Annotated in this window: 9 protein-coding genes and 3 rRNA genes; 5 read left to right on the forward strand and 7 right to left on the reverse strand. The window is 62.6% G+C overall.

Features of this window, described 5'->3' with window-relative positions; genetic code table 11:
• The 3 genes from IX761_RS25175 to rrf (IX761_RS25185) form a co-directional block, all read left to right on the forward strand.
• Positions 1-224: ribosomal RNA gene (locus IX761_RS25175) — 23S ribosomal RNA — on the forward strand; the annotation flags it as partial.
• Between the two features lie 130 nt (positions 225-354).
• A 5S ribosomal RNA gene (gene rrf, locus IX761_RS25180) occupies positions 355-470 on the forward strand.
• 109 nt (positions 471-579) lie between these two features.
• Positions 580-695, forward strand: a 5S ribosomal RNA gene (gene rrf, locus IX761_RS25185).
• Between the two features lie 218 nt (positions 696-913).
• Here rrf (IX761_RS25185) and IX761_RS25190 read toward each other — a convergent pair.
• The 6 genes from IX761_RS25190 to IX761_RS25215 form a co-directional block, all read right to left on the reverse strand.
• Complete coding sequence (locus IX761_RS25190; RefSeq protein ID WP_194792202.1) at positions 914-1,381, reverse strand: SRPBCC family protein; 468 nt, start codon at positions 1,379-1,381, stop codon at positions 914-916.
• A 26-nt stretch (positions 1,382-1,407) separates the two neighbouring features.
• Positions 1,408-4,839, reverse strand: a complete 3,432-nt coding sequence (locus IX761_RS25195; protein ID WP_194792203.1) for an amino acid adenylation domain-containing protein — start codon at positions 4,837-4,839, stop codon at positions 1,408-1,410.
• Positions 4,840-4,849: 10 nt separating this feature from the next.
• Positions 4,850-5,779, reverse strand: a complete 930-nt coding sequence (locus tag IX761_RS25200) for a diiron oxygenase (RefSeq protein WP_194792204.1) — start codon at positions 5,777-5,779, stop codon at positions 4,850-4,852.
• Positions 5,776-6,552, reverse strand: coding sequence for a DUF3050 domain-containing protein (locus IX761_RS25205; RefSeq protein WP_194792205.1), 777 nt, complete (start codon positions 6,550-6,552; stop codon positions 5,776-5,778). Before IX761_RS25205 ends, IX761_RS25200 begins: the two co-directional genes overlap by 4 nt.
• A gap of 600 nt (positions 6,553-7,152) precedes the next feature.
• On the reverse strand, positions 7,153-7,677 hold the full coding sequence (locus IX761_RS25210; protein ID WP_194792206.1) for a hypothetical protein: 525 nt from the start codon (positions 7,675-7,677) through the stop codon (positions 7,153-7,155).
• Between the two features lie 74 nt (positions 7,678-7,751).
• Complete coding sequence (locus tag IX761_RS25215) at positions 7,752-8,444, reverse strand: GntR family transcriptional regulator (protein ID WP_194792207.1); 693 nt, start codon at positions 8,442-8,444, stop codon at positions 7,752-7,754.
• 199 nt (positions 8,445-8,643) lie between these two features.
• Here IX761_RS25215 and lapG point away from each other — a divergent pair, with 199 nt between their 5' ends.
• Entirely contained in the window at positions 8,644-9,405 is a 762-nt protein-coding gene (lapG, locus tag IX761_RS25220) for a cysteine protease LapG (RefSeq protein ID WP_194792208.1), read from the forward strand.
• 10 nt (positions 9,406-9,415) lie between these two features.
• Positions 9,416-11,368 carry a cyclic di-GMP receptor LapD gene (lapD, locus tag IX761_RS25225; protein WP_194792209.1) on the forward strand — a complete coding sequence of 651 codons (1,953 nt, stop codon included), beginning with the start codon at positions 9,416-9,418 and terminating at the stop codon, positions 11,366-11,368.
• A gap of 195 nt (positions 11,369-11,563) precedes the next feature.
• Here the strand turns inward: lapD and IX761_RS25230 are convergent, their stop codons facing one another.
• Complete coding sequence (locus IX761_RS25230) at positions 11,564-11,905, reverse strand: tryptophan synthase subunit beta (protein ID WP_194792226.1); 342 nt, start codon at positions 11,903-11,905, stop codon at positions 11,564-11,566.
• Between the last annotated feature and the right edge of the window lie 40 nt (positions 11,906-11,945).

An 11,945-nucleotide genomic window follows, 5' to 3' on the forward strand; every position in this document is an offset into this window, starting at 1 on the left:
CTCTGGTGTTCCGGTTGTCACGCCAGTGGCATTGCCGGGTAGCTATGTTCGGAAGAGATAACCGCTGAAAGCATCTAAGCGGGAAACTTGCCTCAAGATGAGATCTCACTGGGATCTTGAATCCCCTAAAGGGCCGTCGAAGACTACGACGTTGATAGGTTGGGTGTGTAAGCGCTGTGAGGCGTTGAGCTAACCAATACTAATTGCCCGTGAGGCTTGACCATATAACACCCAAGCAATTTGCAACTGCAGATTGTGGTGGTGAAGACGAAAGANCCGAAAGTTCGCAACTTCACAANNTCACATATCCGAATTGGCTGGGTTGTCTGCAAAGACAGACCGGCAACCGAATTTCTTGACGACCATAGAGCATTGGAACCACCTGATCCCATCCCGAACTCAGTAGTGAAACGATGCATCGCCGATGGTAGTGTGGGGTTTCCCCATGTGAGAGTAGGTCATCGTCAAGATTCATTTCGCAAAACCCCTATCTGCGCATGCAGGTAGGGGTTTTGTCTTTAAGTAGAGAGTACAGAGATTCGCTGACACGTCCTCGGGACGGTTCGGCACACAGGATTTCTTGACGACCATAGAGCATTGGAACCACCTGATCCCATCCCGAACTCAGCAGTGAAACGATGCATCGCCGATGGTAGTGTGGGGTTTCCCCATGTGAGAGTAGGTCATCGTCAAGATTCATTTCGCAAAACCCCTATCTGCGCAGGCAGATAGGGGTTTTGTCTTTTCCGCGTCAGGTAAATCCAGCTCACCCCAACCCGTAGGAGCCGGCTTGCCGGCGAACCTTACGCCGCGGTGCCAAAGCTGTTCGCCAGCAAGGCTGGCTCCTACGGATCGGGTTGTTCCAGATATAAAAAAGCCGCTCCATTTGGAGCGGCTCTTTGTTGCCAGTCGATCAGCTCAACAGATTCCTGACATTCCCCATCGCCTCATCGGCAAACCCCTGCAGAAACGCCTGGAACCCAGGCAACGCCTCTGGCCCGCCTTCCCATGGCTCGGCCTGGATGGTCCAGGTAGCACGGCTGTGATCGCTATCGATCGCGACTACCTCCATCGCCGCCCACAGGTTGCCGATATTCAAGCTGGTGTAAATCAGGCTCCAGGTCATATTCATCGCCTGCTCGTCCCGCGTATTCAGTTGCTCGATCACCACATTGCCATCCTTGAACAGCTTCTTGCGCACCGAACGCACGCCGCTGCCAGTCATTTCGATATGTGCCAGCGCTGGAATGAAGACCGGGAACCCTGCGAAGTTGCCGACGATGTTCCATACGCTAGCCGCCGGTGCGGCGATATCCACGCTGGACACTACCAGGCAGCCCTCAGGATTGCGGATCAGGGTATCGGGTTTGAGTGTTTGCATGCGGTATTGCTCCTGTTGATAAAGGGTCAGATAAAGCCGATGTCGGCCAGGTAGCGGCAGCCACGGCTGAGCAGCTCCGGGCTCTTGCTCGGATAGTGGGTGCCCATGCGCCGTACACCGGCACGGGCGTTGTCGTGGGCGATGCCAGAGATATCGCCGATGTCTTCCTCGAAGCCGTCCAGGTAGAAGCCGAGCACGTCATACAGCGCGTTACCGCGATCGACCCGGCTCAGTTGCTGTTGCCACTGTTCGATGCTGACAAGCTCGAACGCATGCCCCTGCTCGCCAAACGAGGCGAGATAGTCCCGCCAGCGAAGCGGCTCGGGGTTGTGCAGGTTGAACACGCACTGGGCGGCCTGGTGACGGCTGCTGTGGAAAGCGATGAAGCGGGCGAGGAAGTCCACAGGCATGAGGTCGAAGTCGATATCCAGGGCCGGTACCTGCCCCAGTTGCAATGACCCCTTGAGCATCAGCATCAGGCGGTTGCGTTGGGGCTGGCAGGCGCCTGTGCGGCTGTCGAAGGTGATGTTCCCCGGTCGGAACAGATTGACCCACACCCCCTGCTGGCGGGCGCGGCTGAGAATGCGCTCGCCGACCCATTTGCTCAGGTTGTAGCCATTGCGGATATACAGGGGCGGACTGCTCGCCGGGTCGTCCTCCAGTACGCGCCCGTCATCGTCGACAGCGCTACAGGCGGACAGCGTCGAGACGAAGTTGAACACCTTCTTGCGCCGTCCTTCGCACAGCCGCAGGCATTCGAACAGCGGTTCGATGTTGTCGGCGGCCAGCGCCTGGTAGTCGAGCACATGGTTCACCTGGGCGGCGTTGTGCAGCAGGGCGCCGTAGCTGTTGTCCAGGTAGTCGTAGTCGAGCTGGGACAAGCCCAGCCGTGTTTGGCGCAAGTCAGCCTCGAACACTCGCACTCGGCTCATATCCAAGACGATGTGGTTATCCTGAAGCGCCTGGGCAAAGCGTTGTTCAGCTGTCAGACCGCCGGCGCTGCGCACCAGGCAGGCTACTTCACTGGCCCCCCATTCCAGCAGCGCCTCGACTAGGTGCACGCCGAGGAAGCTGTTGGCGCCGGTGACGATTACCTTGTGCACGTCGCCCAGGCACTCTATCGGCAGCACCTGCAAGCCCAGCGCTCGATTGGCATCCTGTTCCAGGCGTGCCTGGGTGACCTGCGCCCCCTCGTCATCGCCGTCCAGCAGCGCGCCCAGGCGCTGCAAGGTCGGCTGTTCGATGAAGCGGTTGATGGCCACCCCCCGGCCGAACTGCTGGCGAACCTCAAGCAGCAGGCGCGACAGCAGGATCGAGTGGCCGCCGAGGTTGAAGAAACTGTCATCGATGGATATGTCGGCTTGCGGTAGCTCCAGCAGCTCGCTCCACAGGCTGCGCAGGCGATGCTCGCTGGCCGTGCGAGGCTGCATGTCCCGGCTCGCCGGCAGAGCCAGCGGGCGTGCTGCCAAGGCTGGGCGGTCCACCTTGCCATTGGCGGTGTAGGGCAGCTGCTCCAGCACCTGATAGAACATCGGGCGCATGTAGTCGGGCAGGTGCCGCTCGGCATGTTCGCGCAACCGACGCTCGGCATCGTCCTGTTCGGCCTGGGCGGCGAAGGCCAGGAGGCGACGCTGCGCATCGACCACCACCGCCACCTGGGCAAACAAGCGACTTTCGCGCAGGCAATGCTCGATCTCCTCCGGCTCCACCCGGAAACCGCGGATCTTCACCTGGTTGTCCTGCCGGCCACACAGTTCGATGCCCTGTGCCGTCCATTTGCCGATATCGCCGGTACGATAGGCCCGCAGCGAGCGACCATCGGGCAGCGTCAGTTCAACAAAGCGTGCGGCGGTCAAAGCTGGGTTGTTCAAATAGCCGACACCCACCCCAGGGCCGACGATGTACAGCTCGCCCGCCACCTGCTCCAGCACCGGCCGCAAGTGCTCGTCGAGGATCAGTACCTGGGTATTGGCGATTGGCAGGCCGAGGTTGCGATTGCTGTCGTTGGCAGCGAACACCCGGGTGGTGGCCAGCACCGTGGTCTCGGTCGGCCCGTAGATGTTGTGCATCCGGCACTGGCTGGAGAAGCGGGCGATGACTTCGGGCTCGCAGACATCGCCACCGGTGATCAGGTGCCGCAGGCCCAGGTGAACGCCACGCGGCAGGATGCTCAGCAGTGCCGGAGGAAGGAATGCATGGCTGACGGCCTGGCTGTGAATAAGTCGAACCAGCTGCTGCGGGTCTCGCCGCTGGTCTTCGCTGGGCAGCACCAGCTGCGCGCCACACACAAAGGTTGGCAGGACATCCAGCAACGAGGCATCGAAGCCGATGGTGGAGAACTGCAATACCCGGCTGTGGCCGTCCAGCTCCACATGAGTGCGGTACCAGGCGATGAAGTGCAAAAGGTTGCGCTGGCTGAGCAGCACGCCCTTGGGCTGCCCGGTAGTGCCGGATGTGTAGATGGCCACACAGGGCTGTTCCGGTTGACTCTCGCGCTGCGCCAGGCTCGGCAACGAAGTGGCATCGAGCGGCTGCAGGTCATGCACACTCAAGTGTGCAATGTCCGCAGGCACCTGGCCGTCGTGCAGTAGCAAGCAGGCACCAGCATCCTTGACGATACGCTGACGGCGTTCAGCCGGGGTAGCCGGGTCCAAGGGCAGGTAGATAGCTCCGCATCCCAGCAGCGCCAACAGGCTGGCGTACAGCTCCAGGGATTTGGCCATGCACACCGCGACCACCGGCGGGCATTGCCCACCCTCTGGTAGCAACGGCAGCAAGGCCTGCTGGATAGCCGCAGCGCGGCCATGCAACTGGCCGTAGCTGTAGTGCTGCCCTCCATGGCTCACGGCGGGAACGTCGGCATAGCGGCGCAGGCTGTGTTCAAGTTGTCCAATCAGGCTGCCTTCGGCCTTCTCCAGCAGGTCGGCCCGCAGGGTGCGATTGAACGGGTGCCGGTAGGCCAGGGTTTCCAGCCAGCCCAAGCCCTGCTCGCGTTCTTGCGCGCCGGGATCTACCGCCGGTGCCTCCAGCAGGTAATGCGGGTAGCGGGCGAAGCGGGTGACCTGCAACGCCACCTGGTCGCACAAGGCCAGCTCGGCGTCTTCACACAGTTGCCGGCCATTGCCAGAAGCCGACGCGTGCACCGGCACGCGGTCGATCAGGCGTTGGGCGCTGGCACTGCCGCACCAGCACAGCACCTCCAGGCGCGGCAGGGTTTCGGCGAAGCTGACACCCAGGCGCAGCCGCAGCAGCGGGGTGTCGCCCAAGCCCTGCCAGTGGTTGCTGGCAAGCGCGAGGCTACCGTCTTCCACTACCAAGTGCGGGCTATGGGCCAATTGCCCGTGCAAGGCCTCGCCGCTGTCGGCCATGGCGATACCATGGCCATGCTCGTCGAGTGACTTGGCCAGCTTCCCCAGCGCGAGGCTGGCGCCCACCAGAAGTATGTCGAGGCGTCTCATGAACGGGTCCTCATGGCAGATAGTCGCCAAGCGCGTCCTGCACGCAGGCCGACTCGAGCATCGAGCTGCCGCGGAAGAAGCGCAGGATGTTGCCCAGCAGGGGGTGCTGGTGATTGATCGGGTAGGCCACCCCCTGCGTTTCCTCACGCAGGGCCCGGCGTACGGGCTCGCTCACCGGCAGCGCGTCGATCAGGGCGAAATCGAAGGCCTGCTGGATATCATTGGTCAGGTATTGGGCCAGGAACACCGGCAGCACCTCGGCCAGCGCCTGGCGGTCGGCCTCTGGCGCCGCCTGCCAGTAGAGGCGGGTCAGCCGGGCCCAGAAGCTTGAGTGCCGCCCCTCGTCGAGCAGGTGGTCGGCCATCAGCCCCTTCACCGAAGGTTTTACTGATTCATCGCGGGCGAAAGCCGCGACATCATCCGTCAGGGTGTTTTCGGCGATCCCCACGCAGATCAGCTCCAGCGGATCACGCAGCGCGTCGGGTACCTGCGCCAGCGCTGCCGGGATCGCCCGGCTGAGTTCGATCTCCCGGGGCAGGGCGATCGGCTCGATACCGGTCAGGGCTATGGTCTGTTGCAGGAAGTCCATGGCCACCAGCGCGTGATAGTCCTCGTCGACTACCACGGTCATCGCGTCATAGCGGCAGGCGAACGGGAAGCGCACGGCGAAGCGGTCCTTGGCGATGCGTCGGGCAGTGCGGTCGACGATCTCGGTCTCGAAGATCACCACGTCATTGATGAATTTGTAGAGGCTTTGCACCAACACGAAATCGCGCAGGTGCGGGCATTCGCGCTGGAAGGTGGCGCCGAGCACCAACGGCTGGCGGCTGAGCGGGTAGATCAGCCGCTGGTCATCCTCCACCCGGCGCCGGGGCCGGGTGCGGATGGTGGCGCGCTCTTCCCAGGCATCGGCGAACGAGCGGTATTCGGCGGTGTTCATGGTGCGACCTCGGCGAGCTGGGCATGCAACGCGGCGCGCAGGCGGTTCCACAAGGCCATGCGGCTGTCGACTGCGGCGATGGCGGCGGCGTACACATCCTCCTGGCGCGCCGGGTCGTGGTCCACCAAGCGCGCCAGCAGCTCCTCGGCGGCCGGACCGTGGTCTTCCGAGTCCACCTCGATATGGCGTTGCAGGTAGTAACGGAAGGTAGGCGCCTGTTCGATGCCGATCCCCCATTCATCGAGGATCTGCTGGAACATCGCCGGGATGACGCTCTCGCGGCCATGCAGGAAGGCCGCGGCAACGCGGTGAGCGGGGGCATCCAGGGCCACCTCAAGGGTGTCGCGGACGAAATGCTGCGCCGCCTCGCTGGCCTCTGCGCGTTGCAAGGCGCTGACGGCATCGATGCCCTGGCGCTGCAGGGCGATGAAGCGCTCGATCGCCTGAGTGCAGGCACCCACTTCACGCATGGCGTCCAGGTACAGCTCGAAGTGGCTGTAATGCCCGTGGTCGAGACGATCGTCCGACTCCTCGCCCAGCACGATCTCGTTGATCAGGCGCGCGGCCGCGGGGTCGGCAGGGGGGAGCCAGGGCAGGCTGACACAGGTGAGCTCCTGTTGCAGGCGCTTGGTCAGCGACATGAAGTCCCATACGGCGAATACATGGGTTTCCATGAACCGCCGCAAGTTATCCATCGTATCGATTTCAGAAAACAACGGGTGCCGGGAAAGTTCATGTTTCTTATGGGTGAGGGTGCTCTTCAATGTGCTCATGTAAAGGTCCGTTCATTAGAAAGTTTCAGGCGTGGCAGACCCTGCGAATTGCCGATCCCCATACGCGGGGCGAGCGGATACCTCGAACGAAGTTTCGCAGTTAGGCAATGTGCGCAGGCTGTAGAGCGCTGTGTGGCCGGGCGTTCACGGTAGTGCCGGGCTTTTTTGCACACAACGCCATAGAAGTTAGAGCAAGGGCAAAGAGACTTGCAATTGTTTTTTTATTTATTTGAAAGTTTAACTTTTTCGTTAAAAAGAGTGTGCGCTAAAACTTATCTGGAAGTTTTATTTGGATAATAAGTACTCCTTCCGATAAATAAATATCAGAAAAACATAACGCAGAGTGAATGCCTCACTCGGAGCACTGATAAACGGGAGTAGGGGAGGTCGTACTGTTCAGGGGCGGCTGATCGTGATGCGGTCCTTGCCCCGGGGTCAGGCTCCTTCTGTTGGTGGACGTGATGCAGACAGCCAGGTCCGCTTGAGGTGATCAGCGGCCGCTGCGATGTGTAGAGTGTGCTCAAAAGGCGGGTACCGCCATGCCTTGTGGCAGGCGGAGTATGGGAAGTACCTCAACCGCGGCCAGGTTGGCCGCTGCAATTACTGCAGGCTGAGCAGCCGCAGGTGGGTGCTGACGATGCTCACCAGGCGTTGGTCGAGCAGAGGGGCATCGACGGCTTCGGCCGGAAGCTCAATCAGTTCCAGCTCGCGATGGGCCAGGTCCTGCCAACCGAGCATGGTGGGTAGCGATCCCGAAGGGTAGAGAACGGTGACCGGCACCTGGAGGCCATGCTCGCAAACGTCAGATGCGGCAGGACCAGGGCAGTCACAACCTGAAACAAAGAGATGCCGGGTCTGGCCAGGAAAGCGTTGCTGGGTCAGTTGCGTCAGCGCCAGTGCCAGGCAACCACCCTGTTGCTGGCCGAATATGGCATGAGGCTGTTCAAGAAATGATTCGAGGTGATCGATCAGGGTTTGCGTGGCGCAGATCTGGTCGGTGTGGGTGAGGGCGGTGATGTCGACGGCGACCAGCTCGATCGGCTCGCCCAGAACGTGGGCCCAGGTTTGATACCGGGCCAGCTGCCGGCGATCGCAGGCCAGGCATATCAGGCGAATCCTGGGCATTTCTCCCGGTGCTTCCCGTCGAGTATGCACTGCCATTCCTCTTTACCGCATCACCTGTCAGCGCTGTGCCTGGCTCAGCCGGCCGCTTGCCTGTCCAGGTAGTTCCTGATGGTCCGAGCAGCCGTGTTCAGATGCACTTCCAGCAGTCTTACCGCCTCATCCACAAGCTTGTCGCTGGCGGCATCGACCAAGGCGATGTGATCGTCCTGGGTGAGCTTGCCCAGCCCCATGGACGAGAGGTGGAAGCGCAGGAAGCGTTCTTCCTCGTTGAGCTCGATCTCGATCAGGCGCAGCAGCTTCTGGTTGTGCGCCTTGCTGTACAGCGTCATGTGGAACAAGCGGTTGAGCCGGCCGATCTCGGCGTGGCGGGTCTCGTTCTCCAGTTGCTGGATATAGCTGCGGGCGAGGGCGATGTCGTCGGCGTCGAGCAAGGGGATGGACTGGCGCAGGGCCTCGGATTCGAGGATCACCCGCAGCCCGTAGGTGTCGACCCCATCCTCGCCGATCAGCGGCGCGACCACGGCGCCCTTGTGCATCACCACCTGCAGCAGCGACTGCGCCTCGAGCTGGCGCAACGCTTCGCGCACCGGCATGCGGCTGACGCCGAACAGCGTGGCCAGTTCTTGCTGACGCAGCGCGGTACCTGGTGGAAGGCGCCCATCGAGGATGGCACTGCGCAGGCGCTCCTCGATCACACTGCGAGCCAGGTGCGCAGGGACCTGTTCGCTGCCCAGGACGGCGCTCAGGAGTTTGATTTTCTCAGCCACGCGGGGTCTGCCTCAGCAAGATTGGATCCAATAACCCTAGTGAGGGAAGGGGGCGGTTGTCAAACGCCTTGTGGAACGAGGGAGGTGGCACGGCCACACAATGACTATCGTGAAGCAAGTCGTCGGCCAAGGGAAGCCACCGCTATGGCCAGACGCCTGCATCAAAGGGCTTTGCCGACGGTTGGCGGGTGATCGCAAGGTGCCATTGTCTTTTATCGCGCTAGCCCGCACCATCGCTGTTTTCGACGAATCTGAACGGGTGTTCGCAGTGGCGATACCTTGGGCTCACACTGCGACCCTGCGTCGCCTCGGTATTGCCTTGTTGCTCGGCTATCTTTGGCTGGGCGGCACGCAGGCGGATTGGGACTTCTCCCAGATCAGCCGCCGCGCCCAGGCCCTGTACGGGCCCCTGGGGCCCGGCCAGGGCCGCATAGATGCCTGGCAGAACCTGATGGCGGCGCAAAAGCAGGGCAGCGAGCTGGAACAGCTGAAGGTCGTCAACCTGTTCTTCAACAAGCAACTGCGCTACGTCGAAGACATCGACCTGTGGCACGAAGTCGATTACTGGGCCACCCCGGTGCAGTCGCTGATCAAGGGTGCCGGCGACTGCGAAGACTACGCCATCGCCAAGTACTTCAGCCTGCGGCGCATGGGCATCCCCGCCGAAAAGCTGCGTATCACCTACGTAAAAGCCCTGCGCCAGAACCGGGCGCACATGGTCCTGACCTATTATTCAAGCCCACAGGCCCAGCCGCTGGTGCTCGACAGCCTGATGGACGCCATCAAGCCGGCCAGCCAGCGCACCGACTTGCTGCCGGTGTACGCCTTCAACGGTGAAGGCCTGTGGCTGACCGGCGCCGGCGGCAACAAGAAAGTCGGCGACACCAAGCGCTTGTCACGCTGGCAGGACTTGCTGAAAAAAATGCAGGCCGAAGGGTTCCCGGCCGAACCGGTTTACTGAAGGAGCACAGATGTCACTGTTCAAACAATTGCTGCTAGCCATTTGCCTGTTCCTGGTGGTCGCCTTCAGTGGCAGCTTCATGGTCAGCCTGGAAAGCTCGCGCAGCCAGTACGTCAATCAGCTGCGCTCCCACGCCCAGGATGCGGCCACCGCGTTGGCGCTGTCGCTGACACCGAACATCGACGACCCGGCCATGGTCGAGCTGATGGTCAGTTCGATCTTCGACAGCGGCTACTACGCAAGCATCAAGGTCGTCGACCTGGGCTCCAACGCCGTGCTGGTGGAGCGTCACGCCGAACCCGATAGCGGCGGTGTACCGGCCTGGTTCATCCACCTGATCGGCCTGGAACCGGCCGGTGGCGATGCCATCGTCAGCCGTGGCTGGCAACAGGCGGCGCGGGTTGAAGTGGTCAGCCACCCGATGTTCGCCCTGGCCAAGCTCTGGCAGAGCGCCTTGGGCAGCCTGGGCTGGTTGCTGTTGTGCGGTGCGCTGAGTGCGGTGCTCGGTGCGCTGCTGCTGCGCCGCCAGCTGCGGCCGCTGGACTATATGGTCGCGCAGTCCCACGCCATCGCCCGGCGCGAATTCCTCAGCCTGCCGGAGCTGCCGCGCACCCCCGAACTGCGTCGCGTGGTGCAGGCCATGAACCAGATGGTCGAAAAGCTCAAGGCATTGTTCAGCGAGCAGGCCGAGCGCAGCGAGAAGCTGCGCACCGAGTCCTACCAGGACAGTCTCACGGGCCTGGCCAACCGCCGCTATTTCGAAATGCAGCTCAATGCCCGGGTCAGCAACGTGGAGGAAGCCCGCGCCGGTTACCTGCTGTTGCTGCGTGTGCAGGACCTGGCCGGCCTCAACGCACGCCTGGGCGGCCAGCGTACCGACCAGCTGCTTCAGGCGGTGGGCGAGCAGCTGCGACGCACCTGTGCCAGCTACCCGGAAACCAACGACCTGATCACCCGCAGCCGCGGCGGCGAGTTCGCCGTGCTGGCGCCGGGCATGGTCCACGAGGAAGCGATCCAGCTGGCCCAGGCGCTGAGCACGACCCTGCAGAGCCTGCATCAGACCGGCGCCAGCGACGTCGACCCGGTGGCCTGCATTGGCCTGGCGCCCTACAGCCCCGGCGATGCGCCACAGGCCCTGCTCAAGCTCGCCGACGAGGCACTGGCCCGTGCCGAAAGCCAGCCGGAGCCGGGTTGGGTATGCCTGGAGCAGGGCGCTGCGGCCCAGGCCGCCGACAGTCATCATGCCTGGCACTCGCGCCTGGAGCAGGCGCTGGCCAAGGGGCAGTTCGAGCTGTTCTTCCAGCCGGTGGTGGACTGCCAGGTGCCGGAGCGGGTGCTGCATTACAAGGTGATCTCGCGTCTGCACGACGCGCAAGGCGAAGCCCTGGCCGCCGGGCGCTTCCTGCCCTGGCTCGAGCGCTTTGGCTGGATGGCGCGGCTCGACCTGCTGGTGCTGGAAAAGGTCCTTCGCCACCTGCGCGGCCATGACCAGGCGCTGGCGCTCAACCTTTCCGCCGCCACTCTGGCTGATCCCCAGGCGTTGCAGCGGGTCTACGAGCTGCTGGGCCAGCATGCGAGCCTCGGGCCACGCCTGACCTTCGAGATCGGCGAAGAGCAGCTACCCGAGCAAGCCGTGCTCGAACAGCTCACCCGCCGCCTGCGCGGGCTGGGTTTCAGCCTGGCGCTGCAGCGCTTCGGCGGCCGCTTCAGCATGATTGGCAACCTCGCCCACCTTGGCCTTGCCTACCTCAAGATCGATGGCGGTTACATCCGCAACATCGACCACGAGCGGCACAAGCGCCTGTTCATCGAGGCTATCCAACGTGCGGCGCACAGCATCGACCTGCCGCTGATCGCCGAGCGGGTCGAGACCGAAGGGGAGTTGAAAGTGCTGCGCGAGATGGGTGTGCAGGGCATCCAGGGGCAGTTGGTGGGCGAGCCGGCGCCCTGGAAAAATGCCTAGCTCAAGCCTGTAGTTGCACAGGATTCTGTAGGAGCGGCCTTGTGCCGCGAACGGGCCGCAAAGCGGCCCCACGGTATCACCGCTGTATCAATTATCGCTGGGGCTGCTATGCAGCCCTTTCGCGGCACAAGGCCGCTCCTACAGGAGAAATGCAAGCCATGAGGTGGAGCCGGCTTGCCGACGAAGGGGCGACCCTCAGATCAACCCGCCTTCCTCATCTTCCTCGATCAAATTGTTCAAGCTACCCAGCGCCTTGCGCGCGGTGGAGCGGTTGAGCAACTTGGCCTGGGCCCCCGGCGGCAGGTCGGTGATGCTGAACACGCCCTTGGCGGTCAGCACCTCGATCAGGTCCTCCAGCACCCGGATCATGTCCAGGTCGCTCTGCTTGAGCTGTTTGAGGCTGTTCTCGACCACATCGTCGGCGAACCACTCCTGGATCTCGGCATGGTCGGCCGGGAGGATTTCCGTGTACTCGGCATAGGGGGCTGCTTCTACCCGCGTCAACTGGCCAGCGTCGTCGCGTTGCACGTAGAACATGGCGTCTTCCCTCGTCACGATGAGTCCTTCTTGGTAGTCA

It is taken from the genome of Pseudomonas sp. UFMG81 (genome assembly GCF_015354575.1).
In the GTDB taxonomy this organism is placed as follows: Bacteria; Pseudomonadota; Gammaproteobacteria; order Pseudomonadales; family Pseudomonadaceae; genus Aquipseudomonas.